Annotated in this window: 15 protein-coding genes and 1 pseudogene; 9 read left to right on the top strand and 7 right to left on the bottom strand. The window is 70.8% G+C overall.

What is annotated here, in order from left to right:
• The first annotated feature begins 132 nt into the window (after positions 1-132).
• Positions 133-837 carry a phosphatase PAP2 family protein gene (locus tag ETAA1_RS23360; RefSeq protein ID WP_145242802.1) on the top strand — a complete coding sequence of 235 codons (705 nt, stop codon included), beginning with the start codon at positions 133-135 and terminating at the stop codon, positions 835-837.
• Positions 838-895: 58 nt separating this feature from the next.
• Here the strand turns inward: ETAA1_RS23360 and ETAA1_RS23355 are convergent, their stop codons facing one another.
• The 5 genes from ETAA1_RS23355 to dapA are packed head-to-tail and all read right to left on the bottom strand — an operon-like array spanning position 896 to position 4628.
• Positions 896-2311: an alkaline phosphatase D family protein gene (locus ETAA1_RS23355; RefSeq protein WP_145242800.1), complete on the bottom strand. Its 1416-nt coding sequence runs from the start codon at positions 2309-2311 to the stop codon at positions 896-898.
• A 6-nt stretch (positions 2312-2317) separates the two neighbouring features.
• A complete protein-coding gene (locus ETAA1_RS23350) occupies positions 2318-3334 on the bottom strand; it encodes a hypothetical protein (protein ID WP_145242798.1) in 1017 nt (338 codons plus the stop codon).
• Positions 3331-3537, bottom strand: a complete 207-nt coding sequence (locus tag ETAA1_RS23345; protein WP_145242796.1) for an LPXTG cell wall anchor domain-containing protein — start codon at positions 3535-3537, stop codon at positions 3331-3333. Before ETAA1_RS23345 ends, ETAA1_RS23350 begins: the two co-directional genes overlap by 4 nt.
• Entirely contained in the window at positions 3534-3698 is a 165-nt protein-coding gene (locus ETAA1_RS32325; protein ID WP_202920358.1) for a hypothetical protein, read from the bottom strand. The genes ETAA1_RS23345 and ETAA1_RS32325 overlap by 4 nt, the downstream gene beginning before the upstream one ends.
• 42 nt (positions 3699-3740) lie before the next feature.
• The gene (dapA, locus tag ETAA1_RS23340) at positions 3741-4628 is read right to left on the bottom strand and encodes a 4-hydroxy-tetrahydrodipicolinate synthase (protein ID WP_145242794.1); all 888 of its coding nucleotides are present in this window, start codon (positions 4626-4628) and stop codon (positions 3741-3743) included.
• A gap of 85 nt (positions 4629-4713) precedes the next feature.
• On the opposite strand from dapA, the gene ETAA1_RS23335 reads away from it, so the two are divergent.
• Positions 4714-6039 carry a hemolysin family protein gene (locus ETAA1_RS23335; RefSeq protein ID WP_145242792.1) on the top strand — a complete coding sequence of 442 codons (1326 nt, stop codon included), beginning with the start codon at positions 4714-4716 and terminating at the stop codon, positions 6037-6039.
• 28 nt (positions 6040-6067) lie between these two features.
• Here ETAA1_RS23335 and topA read toward each other — a convergent pair whose 3' ends face one another.
• The gene (topA, locus tag ETAA1_RS23330) at positions 6068-9049 is read right to left on the bottom strand and encodes a type I DNA topoisomerase (protein ID WP_145242791.1); all 2982 of its coding nucleotides are present in this window, start codon (positions 9047-9049) and stop codon (positions 6068-6070) included.
• Between the two features lie 296 nt (positions 9050-9345).
• Between topA and ETAA1_RS23325 the strand changes: the two genes are divergently transcribed.
• The 7 genes and pseudogenes from ETAA1_RS23325 (at position 9346) to ETAA1_RS23300 (ending at position 19001) form a co-directional block, all read left to right on the top strand.
• On the top strand, positions 9346-12084 hold the full coding sequence (locus ETAA1_RS23325) for a hypothetical protein (protein WP_145242789.1): 2739 nt from the start codon (positions 9346-9348) through the stop codon (positions 12082-12084).
• Between the two features lie 174 nt (positions 12085-12258).
• Entirely contained in the window at positions 12259-13215 is a 957-nt protein-coding gene (locus ETAA1_RS23320) for a CobW family GTP-binding protein (protein ID WP_145242787.1), read from the top strand.
• Positions 13216-13220: 5 nt separating this feature from the next.
• Positions 13221-14516, top strand: a complete 1296-nt coding sequence (locus ETAA1_RS23315) for a thymidine phosphorylase (RefSeq protein WP_145242785.1) — start codon at positions 13221-13223, stop codon at positions 14514-14516.
• Between the two features lie 65 nt (positions 14517-14581).
• Positions 14582-14764 (top strand): hypothetical protein, encoded by a 183-nt coding sequence (locus ETAA1_RS33055; protein ID WP_238389290.1) that lies wholly within the window; start codon positions 14582-14584, stop codon positions 14762-14764.
• Between the two features lie 15 nt (positions 14765-14779).
• Positions 14780-15829, top strand: a pseudogene (locus ETAA1_RS23310) (DUF1552 domain-containing protein); the annotation flags it as partial.
• Positions 15830-15873: 44 nt separating this feature from the next.
• Entirely contained in the window at positions 15874-18447 is a 2574-nt protein-coding gene (locus tag ETAA1_RS23305; protein ID WP_145242783.1) for a DUF1592 domain-containing protein, read from the top strand.
• Positions 18448-18458: 11 nt separating this feature from the next.
• Complete coding sequence (locus tag ETAA1_RS23300) at positions 18459-19001, top strand: hypothetical protein (protein ID WP_145242781.1); 543 nt, start codon at positions 18459-18461, stop codon at positions 18999-19001.
• A gap of 50 nt (positions 19002-19051) precedes the next feature.
• Here the strand turns inward: ETAA1_RS23300 and ETAA1_RS23295 are convergent, their stop codons facing one another.
• Positions 19052-19927, bottom strand: a complete 876-nt coding sequence (locus ETAA1_RS23295; RefSeq protein WP_145242779.1) for a hypothetical protein — start codon at positions 19925-19927, stop codon at positions 19052-19054.
• Positions 19928-20108: the final 181 nt, after the last annotated feature.

The following is a 20108-nucleotide window of genomic DNA, read 5'->3' as shown; positions in this document are numbered from 1 at the left end:
CACCCGACCCGTGAGGCGGTAGTGAACGGCGTCTGAGAAGATTCTGAGGACGACGGGTGCGGGTCGGGGCTCCTGCCTCAGTAACGCCCGCGGCCCCGTGGGATTCCACGTACATGCTCTCGTGGGGTGGTTATGGCGCGTGCACTGTGGGCATGGGTGCGGCGGGCCGACGCCTACGTCCTGGCGGCGGTCGTACTGGCCGCGGCGGGGGTGTGGGTCTTCCTGGCCGTGGCCCACAACGTGGCCGCGGGGGACACTCTGCCGTTCGACGAGCGGCTGATGCTGGCCCTGCGCGAGCCGGTCGACCCGGCCGACCCGGTCGGGCCGGCGTGGGTCGAGGAGGGCGCCCGCGACCTGACCGCCCTCGGCGGGTACGCCGTTCTGACGCTGCTGGTGGCGTCGGTGCTCGGCTACCTCGTGGCGGGCCGGCACTACCCGGCGGCGCTGCTGGTGTTCGCGGCGACGGCCGGCGGCGCGGTGGTGAGCCTGGTGCTGAAAGAGTTCTTCTCCCGCCCGAGGCCGCAGCTGGTGCCGCACCTGTCGTACTCGCTCACGTCGAGCTTCCCGAGCGGTCACTCGATGCTGGCCGCGGTGACGTACCTGACGCTGGGGTCGCTGTTGGCGCGCCTGGTGAGGTCGGGCTGGGCGAAGCTGTATTTCGTGGCTGTGGCGGCGGTGCTGGCAGGGCTGGTGGGGGCGAGCCGGGTGTACCTGGGCGTCCACTACCCGACGGACGTGCTGGCCGGCTGGTCGGCGGGGTTGGCGTGGGCGGTGGGGTGCTGGCTGGCGGCGCGCTACCTCCAGCGCCACGGCGTCGTCGAGGAGACGGCGGACTGAAGCGGGTGTAGAGGCGTCGGCGAACGGGCCGTCGCGCGCGGCGCGGGGCGCTCGGGTATCACTCCACCAGCACGAGTTGCGCCGGTGCCGTGACCTCGATGCGGGCGCTGCCGCTGACCACCTGCACGGTGCCGCTGGCGCGGATCGTCTTGTTCAGGAACGTCGCCCCGGTGGCGTCGGCCCACGGGCCGGCCTTCGCGGCCGCCGTCAACGCAACCGCGAAGTTGTCCTTCGCCCGGAAGTCGCGGGCCGAGTTCAGGTACAGGTTCGTCTGCCCGCCCGTGGACGCCACCGGGAACTGCACCGTCACCTTCTGGCCGACCTTTGCCGCCGCCTCGGCCGGGGTCAGCACGCCGTCCGGCAGTTTCGGCCGCGGACCCGCCGCCACGCCCGTCGGCTTCAGCGTCGAGAGCCGCACCTTCACGGCGCTCATCACGTCGCCGTCCTCGTCGCGCAGTTGCAGCGTCAGCCGCGGGTTGTCGGTCGACCAGTCGATGAGGACCATGCCGAAGTTGTCGCCGTAGGGCATCGCCGCGACGCGGTGCTTGTTCGGCTCCGGCTCACGCCACGCCTTCGCCCCCTGGTTCAGGCCGCTGCTCGTCACGTCGTACAGCGGGTAGCCGGCGGTGCTGCTGTCGAGTGAGATTTCGCCGAGGTGCCGGTCGCCGCTGAGGACCACGACGCCGGTGGCGTTCGTCTTGCGCACCAGCTCGTAGAAGCGCTCGCGTTCCTTGGGGAAGTTGCTCCACTTCTCGAAGCGGTGCTCGTCGGCGACGAGCTGGATGCTGGAGCCGATGAGCCGCACCTCCGCGGGCTGCTTCAGCTGCGCTTCGAGCCACGCCCACTGGGCTTCACCGAGGACGGTGGCGCCGGGGTCGGCGTTGGGGGCGTAGGGCGGCACCTTCTCGCCGGGGAGCGGCGACTTGGCGCGGGTGAGCTTCGTGCGGTGGTAACGCGTGTCGAGCATGATGACCTGCACGCGCTTGCCCGGCGGGCCGAACACGGCGGCGGTGTAGACGCCTTTCTGCGTGCGGCGCGGGTCGTTGGCGGCGGCGCCGAAGAAGTCGAGGAACAGCTTCTGCGAGGCGTCCTTGAGGGCGAAGTCGCCGCCGGCGTCGTTGGCGCCGAGGTCGTGGTCGTCCCAGGTGGCCATGAACGGGCACGTCGCCTTCAGCTTCTGGAAGCCCGGGAGGCCGCGGAGGATGTCGTACTTCGCGGCGATCCGCTCGGCCGTGATCTTCGCCGCGGGGATGAGCTTGTTCGTCTTCTCGTCGATGTCGGCATAGATGTTGTCGCCGAGGAACAGGAACAGCTCGGGCTTCGCGGCGACGATGCTGTCGAGGATGGGGAGCGGCTGGTCCTGGTCGCCGCAGCTGCCGAAGGCGATGCGCGTGAGGGGCGCGGCCGGCGGCTGGGCGGGGGCCAGCGACACGGCCGCGACGAGGACGGCGAAGGGGAGCAGCAGCCGGCGCATGGTGAGTCAGACCATTCGGAGGAGGAACGGGATTTCGGCGAGGACGTGCAGCAGCGCGACGGTGAAGTACACGCTGCGGGTGGTCGGATAGTCGAGTAGGAAGCACGCCCACAGCGTCAGCACGACGAGCAGGCCGCAGGCGAAGAACGCCGCCACGCCGCGGCCCCACGCCGGGCTGCGGCGGGCGGCGGGGATGGCGCCGAGCTGCCACGGCCACGCCCGCAGGCCGACGAGTGGGATGAGTACCACCCACGCGCCGTAATGCACCATTTCGAGAAACGTGTGCGCCGCGACGAGGAAGTGCGTGGACACGTTCTCCAGGTAGCCGGCGCCGGCGTGGTTCGTGATCGCGGCCGTGAGCGCGTCGGTGCCGGGCAGGTCCGGGGTGTCGTGGAGCCGGCCGTACAGCAGCGCCAGCCCCAGCGGCACAGCCAGCAGCGCGACGCGGTACGCCGGCCGCCACGCCTTCCGTGAGCGGCCGAGTTCGCGGTCGAGGAGGAGCAGCGCCATCAGCGGGTGGAGGTAGACCATCACGACGTTCAGCGCCACCGGGTTGAGCCACACCCCGGCGGTGAGCAGGAACGCGACCGGCCACACCCAGCCGCCGTCGAAGCGGGGGTTGGTGCGCGAGCGCATCCCCGTCAGCGCCGCGACCCAGAACACGAACGCGGTGTTCCACGTCGCCAGCACGGCGCCCTGGCCCGCGGCGGTGTCGAACACGTCGAACAGCCACGGCAGCGCGGCGAACCCGGCGGTGAGGCCGACCATCCCGACGGCGGACAGAAGGAAGAACGGCCACAGCTTGCCGACGCGGGCGGGGAGCCGGCCGAGGACGTAGCGGGCTTCGAGCCAGTTGTGCGGCCCGGCGAACAGGAACACGGTGGCGATCGAGAACGCGACCGGCACCGCCCCCGCGAGCACCCCCGCGCCGACGACGAGCGCCACGAACGCGACGGCGAACGACAGCCCCGGCACCCGCATCGCAGGTACGGGCGGAGCCGTGAGCGGCGCGGCGGCGCTCATGCGGCGGCGACCTTCCGGTTTCGGCGGGCCAGCCACAGCCCTAGGCCCATGACGGCCAGCCCGAGGGCCGACCCGATCACGACCGTCTCCATCGAAGTAGTGGATGGCGGCGGCGGAGGCGGCGGGGGCGGCAGGCGGACGTCCGCCCGGGCCGCGGCCGCAGTGAGAGTGACGACCAGCAGCGCGAGGGAGGCGATCTTCACGGGCCGTCCTCCTCAACGCGGGTGAATGTCGTTCGGGAGCGGCGGACCAGCCAGTAGCCGAGCCACGCGATGCCGGCCGCGCCGAACACGCCGGCCACGACCATGCCGCCGAGAACGACGTAGACCGGCCACACGGCCACGTCGGCGAACAGGGCGGTCATGCGGCGGCTCCAGGTGTTGCTTCCAGTATAACTGGCCGGCGGTCAGTCCATCAGCCCCGCCGCGGTGAGGATGGCGCGGAGCTTCTGGCGCTTTTCGTCGGACAGCGGCGCGATCGGCCAGCGGTTCGGGCCGGCGGGGCGGCCCAGCAGCGCCATCGCCTCCTTCACCGCGCCGTTGCCGGTGCCGAGCGTCATCGCCATCCGCACGCCGTGGAGGCGGGACTGATACTCCTTCGCCGCCGGCAAATCGCCGCGGACGAACGCCTCGTACAGGCTCACGCACAGGCTCGGGGCGATGTTGCACGACGCCGGGATGGCCCCCGCGCACCCCATCTGCAGTGCCGAGAAGATCAGCGTGTCGCGGCCGTTCAGCACCGCGAACGTCTCGCGCGGCGTCTGCCGCAGGATCTCGATGGTGTTTTGCAGGTCGCCAGAGGAGTCCTTGATGCCGACGATGTTCGGCACCGCGGCCAGCCTCGCGCACGAGTCCGGGTCGATGCTGACGCCGCCGCATGTAGCCGGGTTGTTGTACAGCACTACCGGCAGCGTTGTGCTCTCGGCGACGCGGCGGAAGTGATCGACGAGTTCGGCCTGAGTCGGCTTGAGGAAGTACGGAGTGATGACGGACACGCCGCTCGCCCCTTCCTGTTCGGCCATCTTGGTGAGTCGCACCACCTCGCGGGTGGTCTCGGCCCCGGTGCCGACGAACACCGGCGACGTGCCGCCGCAGTGCGCGACCGCGGCGGCGACGACGGTCTGCTTCTCGCGCTCGTCGAGGGCGTAGAACTCGCCGGTGGTGCCGAGGACGAAGATGCCGTGGACGCCGTGGGAGAGCTGGTAGTCGATGCCGGCGCGGAGGCCGGGGAGGTCGAGTTCCTGGTCGGCGGTCATCGGCGTGACGACCGGCGGGATGATGCCGCGCAGCTGCATGGGCGGGGCTCCGGGGTAGGTGTCGCTGTTGTACGGCTCCGCCGGGCGGCGTAGGCTGCCTGGGTTACCAATCGGGGGGTGTGGCGTGTGGGGTGTCGAACTGCTGGTGATGGCCGGGATGATCGCCTTCAACAGCGTGTTCGCGGCGTTCGAGATCGCGCTGGCGTCCATCTCGAACGCCCGCCTGCACTCCCTGGAGGCGGCGAAGCGGGCGGGGGCGACCGCGGCCCGCTACATGAAGGAGAACCTGGAGGGGAGCCTCGCAGGGGTGCAACTCGGGATCACGCTCGTCGGCGCGATCGCGGCGGCCGTCGGCGGGGCCGGGGCCGAGGAACAACTCGCCCCCACCCTGGAGGGGTCGCTCGGCATCTCATCGGGCACGGCCGAGGTGATGTCGATCGCCCTGGTCGTCGCCCCGCTCACCGTCGTCACCATCATCTTCGGGGAGCTCATCCCGAAGGTGTTCGCGCTGCGGAACAAGGAACTGGTCTGCCTACGCCTGTCGCCGCCGATGAAGCTGTTCGTGACCGGGGTGTGGCCGGTCGTGTGGGTGCTGGAGAACGCGACGACCGGCCTGATGAGCCTGGTCGAGCGACGGCTGAAGGCGCCGGGCGGGCCGGCGTCGAAGTCCGAGGCTGCGGAGTTGCAGGAACTGCGGGCGAGCGTGGCCCTGGCCCGCACGTCGCGGCTGATCGGCGTGCAGGAGGAGCGGATCATCCTCGGCGCGGCCGCCCTGTCGCACCGGCCGATCCGCGACGTGATGCTCCCCGCCGCGGCAATTAGCACGCTCGACGCGACCGCCGGCATCGCCGACGCCCTGGTCGCCGCCCACCTCGACATGCACACCCGCTTCCCGGTGACCGAGGCGCCCGGCGACCCGAACCAGATTGTCGGCTACGTCAACTTCAAGGACATCGTGGCCCACGCCCGGCTGGCGCCGAACGATCCCACGCTCCGCGGTGTCGTCCGGTCGATCCCGTCGGTCCCGGCGGACATGCTGGTGTCCGACGTGCTTGCCCGACTCACTCGCGAGTCGACGCACATCGCGCTCGTGCGGGACGCGGCGGGAGCGGTGGTCGGCATGGTGACGCTGGAGGACATCATCGAGGAACTGGTCGGCGACATCGAGGACGAGTTCGACCGCCTGCCGGGCTCTCTGGCGAAGGCGGGGGCCGGGTGGGTCGTCGGCGGCGGGGTGACGCCGGACCGGCTGAAGGCGACGACGGGGATCGACCTGCCGCCCGGACCCGGCGGCGAGCCGCCGCGGCACCTCAGCGAATGGGTGTTGGCCCGCCTCGGGGGTGTGGTCCGCGGCGGTGAAGTGGTGGACGCCGACGGCGTGCGAGTGTTGGTTCGCAAGGTCCGCCGCCAGAAGGTACAGGAGGCGCAGGTCGAGGCCCGCGGCGGGTGAACACCGACGCGGACGCCCGGCCCGGCTGTCACCCCGCCGCCGCTCCCGCGTCCTTCGCCGCCGCGTTGATGCGCTCCTGCAACTCGGGTGTCATCTTCGAAGTACCCTTGCACTTGGGGTACTTCTTGCAGCTCAGGAAGTAGCCGCCGCCGAACCGCGACGGCTTCAGCATCATCGGGCCGTCGCACTGCGGGCACTGCTCGGTGATCGCCACCTGCGGTACCGCCGGGCCGGCGCCCTTCTCCGACTTCGGCGGCGCCGCCGGCAGCTCGATCCCCTTCGCCTTCAACTGCTCGCGCAGCTCGGCGTTGATCGACTTGGCGTTGCGGCACTTCGGGTAGCCGCTGCACGACAGGAACGGGCCGCGCCACGCCACCTTCACCACCATCGGGCTGCCGCACTTCTCGCACGCGATCCCCGTGTCCGGCGGCACCACCGGGTTGCCCTGGTCGTCCGAGTCGGAGATGAACTTGCACTTCGTGTCGGGGCACTGCACGTACTTCTTCCCCGCCTTGCTCTCCTTCAGCAGCAGCTTGTGCTTCTCGCACTTCGGGCAGGTCACCTGCGTCGGCAGCGCCGTCACGACGCGGCTGCCGTCGGGGCGGAGGTTCATCGTCGTCGGGCAGTCGGGGGCGCCCTCGCAGGTGAAGAAGACGCCGAACCGGCCCTCCTTCCGCACCATGAACTTGCCGCACGCCGGGCACGGGATGTCCGTCACCTCGGGGCCGAGGATCTCCTTCCCCTCCGCGTCCCGCTTGTACCGGCAGGGGTTCTCCTTGTCCTTCCAGTTCACGCAGCCGATGAAGTAGGTGCCGGTCTTCGCCGTGTAGCGGCGCTCCAGGTTCCCGCCGCACTTCGGGCACACCTCGCCCTGGATGATCTCGCGGACCGGCGCCAGGTCGTTCCCCGCGGCCGTTAGCGCCTCCGAGAACGGGCCCCAGAACTCGTCCAGCACCTCCCGGTACTGGCACTTGCCAGTCTCGATCTCGTCCAGCTCCTCCTCGAAGTGGCTCGTGAACTTCAGGTCCATCACCCGCGGGAACGACTGCACCAGCAGGTCTGTCACGACCTTGGCGATCGGCGTGGCGCTAAACCGCCCCTTCTCCTCGACCACGTAGCCGCGCTTCTGGATGGTCGAAATGATCGTGTTGTAAGTGCTCGGGCGGCCGATCCCCTCCTTCTCCAGCGCCTTCACCAGCGACGCCTGGTTGTACCGCGGCGGCGGCTGGGTGAAGTGCTGGGTCTCGAACAGGTCGAGGCGGTCGAGCGGGTCGCGCTCCTTCACCAGCGGCAGCTCGCTGTCGTCGGTCTTGCTCACCGGCGACAGCACCTTGCGGTAGCCGGCGAACTTCACGACCTGGCCGCGGGCGCGGAACAGCCCCTGGCCGGCGGTGATGTCGTAAGTGGTGACGCCGACGACCGCGGGGGCGCACTGGCAGGCCACGAACCGGCGCCAGATCAGCTCGTAGAGGCGGTACTGGTCGCCGGCGAGACCGAGGTCTTGTGCCCGCTTCGGGGTGACGGTCACGTCGGTCGGGCGGATCGCCTCGTGGGCCTCCTGGGCGCTCTTGCCGCTGGCGTACACGTTCGGCTTCGCCGGCAGGTAGCTCGGCCCGAGGTTCGGGCTGTCGTGGATGAACGTGCGGACCGTGTTCAGCGCGTCGGGCGAGATGCGCGTGCTGTCGGTTCGCATGTACGTGATGAGCGCCGTCTGCCCGAGGCCGGACAGCTCGACGCCCTGGTACAGCGCCTGGGCGGCGCTCATGGTGCGGCTCGTGCTCATCCGCAGCCGCAGGAACGCCTGCTGCTGGAGGGTGCTGGTGGTGAACGGCGCGTGCGGCCGGTCCTGGCGGTCCTTCTGCTCGACGCGCGACACCACGAACGGCACGTTCTGCAGCGCCGCGACCACGGCGTCGGCCGCGCTCTCGTTGCCGAGCTTCGGGTCGGCGCCGCTCCAGCGCACGAGTTCGGCCATGAAGGCGCCGGCGGGCGGCTTCGGCAGCCCGCCCCCGCTACGGGCCGGCGCGCCGGGGGCGTCAGCGCCCGCAGCCTGTGCCGTCTCGCCGTCCGTCTCGGGCTCCGCGTCCTCGGTGTCCTCGACCGGTTCCTCGGGCTCGTCGCTCGGGGCCGCCTTGGCCTTCTCGTCGCCCGGCTTCTTCTTGGCGAAGATTTTGGACAGCTTCGCGTCCGCGCTCCAGGCGATGCCGCTCCCCTGCGGCGCGAGCAGCGCCGTGACCTTCCAGAACTCGTCCGTCTTGAACGCCTCGATCTCGCGCTCGCGGTCCACGATCAGCTTCACCGCGACCGACTGCACGCGGCCCGCGCTCAGCCCGCCGGCCACCTTCTTGCCGAGGAGGTTCGACAGCGGGAAGCCGACGACGCGGTCCATCGCCCGGCGCGCCTCCTGGGCCTCGACGCGGGCGGTGTTGATCTGGTCCGGCTGCGCCATCGCCTGCTGGATGGCGTTCTTCGTGATCTCGTTGAAGCGGATGCGGAACGTCCGCTTCGGGTCGAGGCTCAGCTCGTCGGCGATGTCGCGGGCGATGGCCTCCCCCTCGCGGTCGGGGTCGCTCGCCAGCAGCACCCGGTTCGCCTTCGACGCCTCGCGCCCCAGCTCGGAGAGGATGTCGCCGGACGTGCGGCGGCGGCGGTCGCCGTCGTCCTGCTTCTCGTCCACGGCGTAGCGGAGTTTCCACCCGTCGGCGATGCGGATGCCGGCGACTTCTTCGCCCTTCTGCTTGCGGCTCGACAGGTCGCGGACGTGGCCGTAGCTGGCCAGCACCTTGTACGCGCCGCCGAGGTACTTGTTGATCGTCTTCGCCTTCGCCGGCGACTCCACGATCACCAGGTCGAACGTGCGGCCGCCGGGCGGCGGGCCGTCGCCCGGCACCACGGCCCACGGGCGGCGCGGGGCGTCCTGCACGACCGCCGTCGGCTTGGCCTTCGGCGCAGCCTTCCTCTTAGAAGGGGCTTTGGGGGTGGTCGCCGACTTCTTCCGTGGCGTTGGCACCAGCGGTCACTCCAAACAGAGCTAGGGCGTCGAATGAACCCGATTCTAGTCACCCCGGCAACGGGGGGTGAAGTTAGATGGGCGTCGGGGGAGGGTGGTTCCGGCACGAAAGCCCACCCGCTGCAGCGGGTGGGCTTGGCCCGACGCTTCCCCTCCACCCGCGGCGTCAGAATCACTACAATCGGGAAGCCGGGGGCGGGAAACGCCCATCACCACTAGTACAGCATCTCGCCGGGTGTCAACCCCCCCGGCGGGGTTGGGACGTGGTACCGGTCGCCGCAAGTCGAGGACTGGCAATGGCTTTCAGCCCGTTTAACGTTTTCCGCCGGAACCAGCGGGCGATCTTCGCGGTGGTGACCGTGTTCATCATGTTCACCTTCGTGCTCTCCAGCGGCCTCGGCGGCGGGGCCGACTTCTTCGACTGGTTCCCCCGCCAGTTCGGCGGCGGCGGCGACCGCCTCTGCACCATCGACGGCGACCGCGTCAACGACCGCGACGTCCGCGAACTGCGGCTAAACCGCGTCATGGCCAACCGCTACATGCTGCTGGCGGCCACCGACGTGTCGGGATCCCTCCGCCGCGACGCGCAGGAGAAGCTCCTCGACGCCACCCCCACGCTCGCCAACCCCGCCCGCGCCGTCCTCGAGGGGAAGGACCCGCAGGCCATGGGCATGTTCCAGATGCTGTCGGGGATGATGGCCAACGCCCCGAACGCCCGCCAGGCGGACAAGAGCCTCGTCGCCGTCATCGACGCGTGGCTGACGGTGGAGCGGCACAAGGCCTTCTCCGAGCAGGCCGGCGGCACCTACTTCCTGAACGCCCCGAACAGGACCGTGCGCGACGCCATCGACTTCATGTTGTGGGAGCGGAAGGCGACCGCGATGGGGATCGAGTTCACCGACGACGACGTGAAGAAGCTCGTCCGCCGCGAGTTCTTCGAGCAGTTCCGCAACGACATCGCCGTCCGCGAGTACATGACCCGGGAGTACGCCGGCCGCTTCACCCCGAACGCGATCTGGCGGGCGCTGGCGGCCGAGTTCAAGGTCCGCGCCGCCCAAACGGCGCTGCTCGGGCCGGTGTCCGAGAGCAGCGAGCGGACCGCCACCGCGGCCCCGATCTTCACCACCCCGTTCGACCTGTTCAGCTACTACAAGGACAAGGCCAGCCCGACCGAGTACCGGGCGCTCGCCGTCCCCGCGTCCAGCTTCGCCTCGCAGGTCACCGGCGAGCCGTCGGACGGCGACGTGCAGCGGCTGTTCAACGACCGGAAGGACTACGAGCCCGACCCCTCCAAGGAGGAGTTCGGGTTCAAGGAGCCGCGGAAGGTCAAGATCGAGTGGGTCGCGGCCAGCGGCGACGAGCCGTACTACAAGAAGGCCGCGGCCGACTGGATCTCCCGCACCGAGCTGTTCGCCAAGGGCGGCGTCGCCACCCTGACCGTGCCGACGCCGGGCGTCGGCCCCGCGGGGTGGGCCGCGGCCGCGACCGCCCCGATGTCGCTGACCGAGCCGCTGGTGCAGTCGCTGTACCAGGGGAAGGTGACGGCGCACAAGCAGTCGCTGTCCTTCAAGTGGACGGAGGCCGACCGCGTCAGCCCGGTGTACCTGCTCGACAGCAGCTACACGATGTGGACCAACCGGGCCGAGCGGACGCACGAGAACAACCTCAAGAAGCTCCCCTACTACGCCGCCGGCCCGGAACTGGCCGCGATGATCACCGGCCTGGGCACCACGGCCATCGGCGGAAATTCCATCGTCCAGCCGGCGGCGTTCCACGCGCAAGCCGTCGCCCACGAGTCGCGCGACCGCGGCATCTCCGGCGGCCTCCTGTTCCTCGCCGGCGTCCCCGGCCCGGGGCTGCTGGGCCGCGTCGTCGTCACCGAGGCCGCGTACCGGCAGACGCTGCCGCCGCCGCCGCCGGTCGAGGCGCTGCGGGCCGAGTTGCTGACCGACCTGACCGACCGCAAGGCCCGCGAGCTGGCGGTGACCGATCTGCGGAAGTTGCAGACGGAGCTGGTGAAGCTCGGCAACAACGGCCGGCCGGCGGACAAGGGCGCCGCCGCCCGCGCCTACGTCGCCGAGTTCATCAAGGAGCGCGGCCTGAAGACTGGCGCCACGCCCGAGGGTGTCAGCACCTGGACCGTCCGCGACGAGCCGGCGCTGGCCCCGCTGCGGGACTCGCAGAAGGCGCCGCCCGGGTTCGACCCGCACGGCGGGATGAACGTCAACTTCGGTCAGCGGTTCTTCACGAGCATCGACCCGAAGCGCGGCGTGCCGGTGACGGCCAGCGGGCTATACCTGCCGGAGTTCTACCCCGAGCAGATCGACCCGCGGATGCTGACCGGGAAGGACCCTCTGTACATGGCCTGGCGGACCGACGACCAGGCGGCGCGGAGCATCCCGCTGCAGACCGCGAAGCCGCGGGTCGTGGAGGCGTGGCGGCGGTCGAAGGGCCGCGAGGACGCCAAGAAGGTGGCCGAGGACTACGCCGCCCGCATCCGCGCCGTGCCGGGCAACGCCCCGGCGCAGTTCGCGCTCCTGCTGGCCGACCTGCAGGGCGAGCTGCAGGGCAAGTTCGCCGACCCGAAGGCCAAGCAGGCGGTGAAGCTGTTCAAGCTCGACAACGTCTCGCCGATCCAGATTCTGAACGACGTGAACGGCATGGCCCGGATGTTCAGCCTGGCCGGCATCCCGGACCTGCCGTTCCCGACGGCCGACATGGCCAAGCAGCTGGTCGACCACCGGCTGGACCCGGTGAAGACGGTGCTGGTGATCCCGGACGCGGCGAAGGACACCTACTACGTGTTCGTGCTGACCGGCCGGCAGGAGCGCGGGGTAGAGGAGTTCCGGGCGCACCTGTACTCGCCGATGGGCCGCGGCCCGGTCCGCGAGCTGGTGCTGGCCGGCCACGCCCGCGACGCCGTGATCCGCGCCCGCGACTCGGTGATGGCGATGCTCCGCACGGAGTTCAAGTACGAGGAGACGGACGCCCAGAAGGCCAAGCTCGACGAGCGCGACAAGAAGGGCGAGGAGTAGTGTCGGGTGCCGGCGTGAATTAACCACAGAGGCACAGAGGGCACAGAGGGAAGACAGAAGACCGAGGCGGGGCAGAGTTTGAAATCAATCAATCTTCTGACTTCTCTCGACCTTCTGTCTTCCTCTCTGTGCCCTCTGTGCCTCTGTGGTTAATCCTCCTTCCGATCCACCCCCATGACCGTTCCGACCAACCTGATCACCGGGTTCCTCGGGGTCGGGAAGACGACCGCGGTGCTCGACCTGCTCGCCCGCAAGGCGGCCGGGTCGCGGTGGGCGGTGCTCGTCAACGAGTACGGCGAGGTCGGCGTCGACGGCGCACTCATCGACGGCGCCGCCCCCGCCGGCGTGACGGTGCGCGAGGTCGGCGGCGGCTGCGTCTGCTGTGCGTCGGCCCCGTACCTCGGCGTCGCGCTCCACTTCCTGCTGATCGACGCGAAGCCCGACCGCTTGCTGATCGAGACGACCGGTCTCGGCCACCCCGCGCGGCTGATCGACACCCTGCGCGCGAGCTACCGCGGTCGGCTCGACGTGCGCGCGACGCTGGGGCTGATCGACCCCGCCGACTTCGCGCAGCCGGCGATGCGGGCCAACCCCATCTTCCGCGAGCAGGTGGAACTGGCGGACGTTCTGGTGCTGAACAAGCTCGACGCGGCCGGGCCTGCGCTGGTGGCCGAGTTCCAGGCGTGGGCGAACGACTTGGACCCGCCGAAGCTGCTGGTCGCGGCGACGGAGCGCGGGCGGATCGACGAGGCGTGGCTCGACCTGGAAGCGGACCGCGCCCCACCGAGCCGGCCCCGTCAGGGGTCGGAGCCTCAAGCGGCGCGGACGGCTCCGACCCCTGACGGGGCCGGCTCGGGCGTGCCGCACGCCCGCGGGTGGACCTTCCCGCCCGACGTCGTCTTCGACCGCGACCGCGTCGTCGCGCTGCTCGCGGCGCCGGGCCTGGTCCGCGCCAAGGGTGTGTTCCGCACCCCGTACGAGTGGTACGCCGTCAACCGCGCCCGCACGTCGGCCCCGACCGTGACGCCGACCGCCTACCGCCGCGACAGCCGCGTCGAGGCGTTCGCCGACGCCCCCGACTGGGCCGCGTTCGAGCGCGAGCTGCGCGCCGCCATCCTGCCGCCGAGGTGACCCCCATGCGGGCCGTGGACATCATCCGCGCCAAGCGCGACGGCGGCGAACTCACCCCCGCCCAGATCGACAGCTTCGTCGCCGGCGCCACCCGCGGCCACGGTTGGTCCGACTACCAGCTGTCGGCGCTGCTCATGGCCGTGTTCTTCCGCGGCATGTCGCCCGCCGAGGCGGCCCACCTCACGTCGGCGATGACGAACTCGGGCCGCCGCTACGACCTGTCCGACCTGCCCGGCCCGAAGGTGGACAAGCACAGCACCGGCGGCGTCGGCGACAAGACCTCGCTGATTCTCGGCCCGCTCGCGGCGGCGTGCGGCGTGGTGGTGCCGATGATGTCCGGCCGCGGGCTCGGCCACACCGGCGGCACCCTCGACAAGCTCGAAAGCATCCCCGGCTTCCGCGTCAACCTCCGCGAGGACGAGTTCCGCGCGGCGCTGAAGGCCGTCGGCCTCGGCATGATCGGCCAGACCGCGGACGTGGCACCCGCCGACAAGAAGCTCTACGCACTCCGCGACGTGACCGGAACGGTCGAGAGCGTGCCGCTCATCACGGCGTCGATCCTGAGCAAGAAGCTGGCAGAAGGTATCTCCGGGCTGGTGATGGACGTGAAGGCCGGCCGCGGGGCGTTCATGAAGACGCACGTGGACGCGAAGGTGCTGGCCGAGTCGCTGGTGCGGGTGGGCACGGCGAACGGGTTGAAGGTGCGGGCGGTGCTGACGGCGATGGACGCCCCACTCGGCCGGTACGTCGGCAACTCGCTGGAGGTGGCCGAGTCGGTAGAGACGCTGAAGGGGAACGGCCCCGCCGACCTGACAGAGCTGTCGGTGCTGCTCGCGGCCCGGATGGTGGAGTTGGCCGGCATCGCCGACGCGGAGGCGAAGGTGCGGGCGGCGCTGGCGTCCGGCGCGGGCGTGGACGTCTTCCGCCGGTGTATCGAGCAGCAGGGCGGCGACCCGCGCGTGACCGACGATTATTCGCGCCTGCCGACGGCGCCGCACACGACGCAGGTGCGGGCGCCGCGCCGCGGGTACGTCGTGGCCATGGACGCCGAGAAGGTGGGCGTGGCGACGATGGTGCTCGGCGCCGGCCGCCGCCGCGCGGAGGACGCCGTGGACCACGCCGTCGGCGTGATCGTGCGGGCGGCCGTGGGCGAACAGGTGAAGGCGGGCGATACGGTGTTCGAGGTCCACTACCGCGACGCCGCCACGCTCGCCGCCGCGCTGCCGCTGCTGACGGAGTCGCTCGCGCTCGGCGACACGCCGCCGGCCGCGCAGCCGCTGGTGCTGGAGGAGATCGGTTGACGCGGCCCGGTGCGCGTGCGACTCTACATTCACCCGCCGGTCCCCGCTTTCCCCGCGACCCCCCCATGCACCCGACCCCCCGGCCGCTGTCTCGCCGCACGTTCCTCCGCGGCGCCGGCGTCGCCCTCGCCCTGCCGTACCTCGACGCCATGCAACCGGCCCGCGCCCGGGAGCGCCGCGAGGTGCCGCGGCGGATGGTTTGCGTCGAGACGAACATGGGCATCCTGCCGCAGTTCTTCTTCCCCTAGAAGGACGGCGCCGACTACGTCCCCACCCCGTACCTGCAACGCCTCGTCGCGGTGAAGAACCAGCTGACCGTGTTCAGCGGCGTCAGCCACCCCGGCGTGACCGGCGGCCACGCGGCCGAGAAGTGCTTCCTCACCGGCACCCCGCACCCGGAGCGCGGCGGGTTCCGCAACGGCGTGTCGCTCGACCAGTTCGCCGCCGAACAGGTCGGCAACCGCACCCGCTATCCGTCGCTGGTGCTCGGCGTGGGCCAGGAGGGGCAGACGCTCAGCTACACCCGAAGCGGCGCCCCCATCCCGATCGAGAAGAGCCCGAAACGGCTGTTCGAGAAGCTGTTCGTGCAGGGGAAGCCGGGCGAGGTGGCCGCCCGCGTCGAGGAGATTCGGCAGGGCCGCAGCACGCTGGATTTCGTGGGCGACCAGGCCCGGCGGCTGAACGGCACGCTCGGCCCGGCCGACCGGCAGCGGCTCGACCAGTACCTCACGTCGGTCCGCGAGCTGGAGCGGCGGCTGGCGAGTGCGGAGGACTGGGAGCACCGGCCGAAGCCGGTGGTGTCGGCGACGCCGCCGGTGGACGTGACCGACGCGAAGGAGTTCGCCCGGCAGACGGCGATCATGTTCGACGTGGTGAAGCTGGCGCTGGAGACGGACTCGTCGCGGCTGGTGAGCGTGTTCATCGACACCACGGTGATCCACAACATCACGCACCACGGCAACCGGCCGGACGTGCTGGCCGAACTGCGGGCGAAGGAGGAGGCGCAGTTCGACGCCCTCGGCGGATTCCTGTCGTCGCTGGCGGGCGCGGCCGAGCAGGGCGACACGCTGCTGGGGCGGACGATGGTGCTGTACGGCACGTGCATGGGGAGCGCGAACAGCCACTCGAACACGAACCTGCCGGTGCTGCTGGCCGGCGGCGGCTTCCGGCACGGGAAGCACCTGGCGTTCGACAAGCAGAACAACTACCCGCTGGCGAACCTGTACGTGTCGATGCTGCAGCGGCTGGGGGTGGAGGCGCGGGAGTTCTCGTCGGGGCAGGGGACGATGCGCGGGTTGGAGACGATGGGGTAAGGACAAGCCCGACCGACAACACACTCGCCCCCGTGAAACATCGCATGAACCGGCTCGCCGTCCTCGCGCTGCTCGCCCTACCGGCCGCGGCGCGCGCTGCCCCGCCGGCCGCGTTCCTCGACGCGCACTGCGTCTCGTGCCACGACGCCGCCACGAAGAAGGGCGGCCTCGACCTCACCGCCCCGCTCGACGCCGCCGGCTGGGTCAAGGTCCACGACCGCATGGCCGCCGGCGAGATGCCGCCGAAAACACGCCCCCGCCCGCCTGCCGCGGACCTGGCCGCGGCCGTCGCCGCCGTCCACGACGACCTCATCGCTGCCGAAAAGTCCGGCGCCGCGAAAGACGGCCGCACCCGGCTGCGCCGCCTCACCCGCGCCGAGTACGAGAACACCGTCCGCGACCTGCTCGACCTCCCCGGCATCCTCCTGCAAGCCGACCTGCCGCCGGACGGCCAGGCCCACGGGTTCGACCGCAACGCCGACGCCCTCGACGTGTCGCACGTCACCCTCGCCCGCTACCTCGAAGCTGCCGACCGCGCTCTCGACACGGCCGTCGCCACCCGGCCGCGGCCGCCGGCGGTCGTGAAGCAGCGCGTCTCCCTGGCCAACCCACATGGGTTCGTCGCGCACGTCCTCCTGCACGGCGACGGGGTGCTGCTGAAGAACAAGCAGCCCGACCCGGACTTCCCGCCGGCCGGCGCGCACGAGCACATCGACCAGGGGGCGCACGAGCGCATGGGCTCGTTCCGCAACGGGGCCAGCGTCGGCCTGTTCCGCCCCGAAGACGAGTCGTTTCACCCGTACTTCAACGAGTTCGTCGCCGTCTACCCGGGCCGCTACCGCCTCACCACGAGCCTGTGGGCGTTCGGCTGGGACAAGGGGAAGGTGCTCCCCGCCCGTGGCACGGAGGCGGCGCGGCTGTCGATCGTGCAGTTGGTCGGCGACGGCCGCGGCGGCGGACACCCGAGCACCGTCCTCGGCTACTACGACGCCCCCTCGCTGAAGGAGCAGCTTCACGAAGTGCCGACGTGGCTGAACCCGCGCGAAACGGTCGGGTTCAACGCCGCTTCGCTGGCACACGCCCACACCCGCGGGCCGTTGCGGGCAATGGGTTTCACCGGCCCCGGCATCGCCTGCGATTTCCTCGACGTGGAAGGCCCGATTCACGACAGTTGGCCGCCGCTCGGCTACAAGCGACTGTTCGGAGACCTGCCGATCACGCGATTCGACGCCAAGAGCAGCGTGCGTCCGCCGTCGCGGCAGCCAGACCGGCAGCAGCTGGTCATGGGGAAGAACAAGGCCGACCCCGTCGAAGGGCTGTGGACCGTCAGTTCGACGCAACCGCTCGTGGACGCCGACAAGCTGCTCGCCGACTTCCTGCCACGGGCGTTCCGCCGGCTGGTGAGTGCCGACACCCGCAAGAGCTACGTGGACCGCGTCGCCGACCGGCTCAAGGCGAACGACTCGTTCGAGGTGGCAATGCGTTGGGCGTATCGCGCCGCGCTCTGCTCGCCGGACTTCCTCTACCACGTCGAGCCGGCCGGGGAACTGGACGACTTCGCGCTCGCCAACCGGCTCTCGTACTTCCTGTGGAATTCGCTTCCCGACGACGCCCTGACCGCGAAGGCGAAGGCCGGCGAGTTGCGCAAGCCCGGCGCGGTGAAGGCCGAAGCCGCGCGGATGCTCACCGACCCGAAGGCGCAGCGCTTCGCCGATGACTTCCTCGGCCAGTGGCTGAAGCTGCGGCTGATCGCCGCCAACGACCCCGACCGCAAGTTGTACCCGGAGTTCAGCAAGTACCTGCAAGACTCGATGATGTTGGAGTCGGTGGCGTACTTCCGCGAGTTGCTGGCGAAGGACCTGCCGGCCGACTACCTCGTGCGCTCCGACTTCGCCATGCTCAACGAGCGGCTCGCGGTCCATTACGGCATCCCGGGCGTCAGCGGGTCGGGGGTGCGGCGCGTGGCCCTACCAGCGGATAGCCCGCGCGGCCCGTTCCTGACGCAGGCCGCGGTGCTGAAGGTCACGGCAAACGGCACCACGACGTCGCCGGTGCCGCGCGGGGCGTTCGTGCTCGACCGCCTGTTGGGTCGCCCGCCCGAACCGCCGCCGCTGAACGTGCCGGCGGTCGAGCCGGACGTGCGCGGCGCGGTAACGATCCGCGAGCAGTTGGAGAAGCATCGGGCGAACGCGGCGTGCGCCGGCTGCCACGCCCGCATCGACCCGCCCGGGTTCGCACTCGAGGAGTTCGACGTGATCGGCGGGCAGCGGTCGCGCTACCGGTCGCTCGGCGCCGGCGACCCGGCCCCGCGCGGCACCATCGACCCGTTCATCGGCATCGGCTTCAAGCTCGGCCCGAAGGTCGATCCGAGCAGCGTCCTTCCGGACGGCCGGGGCTTCAAGGGGGTCGGCGAGTTCCAGGCGCTGCTGGCCGCGGACCGCGACGTGCTGCTGGCGAACCTGGCGCGGCAGTTCGCTGTGTACGGCACGGGCCGCGGCACGTCGTTCGGCGACCGGGCGGACGTGGCGGCGCTCGTGGCCGCGACGACCCGCCAGGGCGGCGGCGTGCGGACGCTGCTGAACGAGCTGGTGGAGTCGAAGCTGTTCCGCGCCCGCTGAGGCCCGCACGTATGCGAACCGCTCTTTGCGTGATCCTGTTCGCCGCCGGTGTCGTCGCCGCGCAAACCCCGCCGCTGCCGGCGGGGCCGTACACGTACCGCGTCGTCGGCCTGTTCTCGAAAGAGCGCGAGGCCGACCTCCGCGCCGCGTTCGCGGAGCTGCCCGAGTTCAAGCTCACCAAGGTGGACTTCGACGACGCCGAGGTGACGATCGAGTTCGCGCCGGCGAAGCTGTTCCCCGGCCAGAAGGCGGAGCGCGTCGCGGAACTGGTGAACGACCGCGTACGGCAGGCCAGCGGCCACACGTTCGGGCTGAAGCCGCGGCGGACGGTGCCACGGGAGAAGCTGCAACGGGTGGTCATCCCAGCGGCCGGGCTCGACTGCAAGGCGTGCTGCCTGGCCGCCTACGAGATCGTCGCCGCGGTCGATGGCGTCGAGCAGGCGACAGCTAGCTTCAAGGACGGCCGTATCACGGCGCTGATCGACACGGCGCGGACGGACCGGGCGAAGCTGGAGGAGGCGTTGACCAAACGCGGCGTGAAGGTGGGGAAGTGACGCCGCTCGCGGCGTAGCGATGGGATGCTACGCCGCGAGCGGCGGCCGAACTACTTCCCCGCGACCAGCCGCTTGACGCGATAGTCCTTGCCGGGGCCGGCGAGCCACTTCACGAACGCCTCCTTCGTCACCGCCGCGAAGTCCACCGGCTGCCCCGGTTGCGGCCGCACCTGCGGCTGCACCCACCCGTCTTGCGGCGTCAGCCCGAGTTGGTTGAACGCCGTGAACGGGCTCGGCGAGTTGAACCGGTTGCCGAGCTTCCAGTCGCCCTCGGCTAGCCCCTTCAGGATCAGCCGGCTCTCGTCGGCCGCCACCGGCTCCTCCTTCGGCTCGCCGCCGCCCTCCGGGTACGCCCGGTACTTCGCCACCAGCATCGTCGCCGCGAACGCCCGGTCCTCGGCCTTCGCCGCCGTGAGCGCCTTCGTCGGCTCGGCGACCACCGCCAGCGACCTCTTCACCTCGGCCAGTTCCGTCTTGCCGTTCTCCGACTTGGGGTCCAGCGGCGGGCTGCTGAAGGGCATGACGTAGAAGTTCCCCTCGTGGTGCCGGGTCAGGAATAGCACGTACTGGTCGCCCTCCTTCAACTCGACGCCACCGCGGCGCGGGAGGATCGGCCGGCCCGGCTGGGGCGCCGGCGCCCCCACCGACACGAACCCGACCTTGAGGTGAGTCAGCCCGGTGGCGCCGGCCAGCGCCTCGTCCACCTTCACGACCGCCAGCTTGTACGGCACCTTCCCCGGTGCCCCCCGGCCGGGCGACACCTCGACCGGCGCCTTGTCGATCGACGTGACCGTGCCGACGACGACGACCTGGGCCGCGACCGCGCGCTGCGCCGGCGGGCTGAACGCGACCACGAGCCGGGCCAGCGCCGGCCCGGCGAACAGGACGGCGACCGCGGCGGCGGGGAGTGCGAGACGGAACCGCATGAAACGCTCCGGGTTCGGGAGGTGACCCCGCCATTCTACCGCGTGCCGCCCGGCGGGCCGTAGTTGTTACGATCCTGACACGAATTCTGGACGCCGATTATTGCTCCGATCACAATCGTGGTCTAAAGTGTTAACAGATCGCAACCACCCGCGTGGGGCGGTCTCCCGGCCGCCCGGTGGT

The organism is Urbifossiella limnaea, from assembly GCF_007747215.1.
Lineage (GTDB): Bacteria > Planctomycetota > Planctomycetia > Gemmatales > Gemmataceae > Urbifossiella > Urbifossiella limnaea.
This window is presented reverse-complemented; position numbering and strand designations above follow the sequence as displayed.

What these genes read in the sequence shown, in the direction of transcription:
- ETAA1_RS23360 (WP_145242802.1), top strand. Translation starts at nt 133, where the DNA reads ATGGCGCGTGCACTGTGGGCATGGGTGCGGCGGGCCGACGCCTACGTC.
- ETAA1_RS23355 (WP_145242800.1), bottom strand. Translation starts at nt 2,311, where the DNA reads ATGCGCCGGCTGCTGCTCCCCTTCGCCGTCCTCGTCGCGGCCGTGTCG.
- ETAA1_RS23350 (WP_145242798.1), bottom strand. Translation starts at nt 3,334, where the DNA reads ATGAGCGCCGCCGCGCCGCTCACGGCTCCGCCCGTACCTGCGATGCGG.
- ETAA1_RS32325 (WP_202920358.1), bottom strand. Translation starts at nt 3,698, where the DNA reads ATGACCGCCCTGTTCGCCGACGTGGCCGTGTGGCCGGTCTACGTCGTT.
- dapA (WP_145242794.1), bottom strand. Translation starts at nt 4,628, where the DNA reads ATGCAGCTGCGCGGCATCATCCCGCCGGTCGTCACGCCGATGACCGCC.
- ETAA1_RS23325 (WP_145242789.1), top strand. Translation starts at nt 9,346, where the DNA reads ATGGCTTTCAGCCCGTTTAACGTTTTCCGCCGGAACCAGCGGGCGATC.
- ETAA1_RS23320 (WP_145242787.1), top strand. Translation starts at nt 12,259, where the DNA reads ATGACCGTTCCGACCAACCTGATCACCGGGTTCCTCGGGGTCGGGAAG.
- ETAA1_RS23315 (WP_145242785.1), top strand. Translation starts at nt 13,221, where the DNA reads ATGCGGGCCGTGGACATCATCCGCGCCAAGCGCGACGGCGGCGAACTC.
- ETAA1_RS33055 (WP_238389290.1), top strand. Translation starts at nt 14,582, where the DNA reads ATGCACCCGACCCCCCGGCCGCTGTCTCGCCGCACGTTCCTCCGCGGC.
- ETAA1_RS23305 (WP_145242783.1), top strand. Translation starts at nt 15,874, where the DNA reads ATGAACCGGCTCGCCGTCCTCGCGCTGCTCGCCCTACCGGCCGCGGCG.
- ETAA1_RS23300 (WP_145242781.1), top strand. Translation starts at nt 18,459, where the DNA reads ATGCGAACCGCTCTTTGCGTGATCCTGTTCGCCGCCGGTGTCGTCGCC.
- ETAA1_RS23295 (WP_145242779.1), bottom strand. Translation starts at nt 19,927, where the DNA reads ATGCGGTTCCGTCTCGCACTCCCCGCCGCCGCGGTCGCCGTCCTGTTC.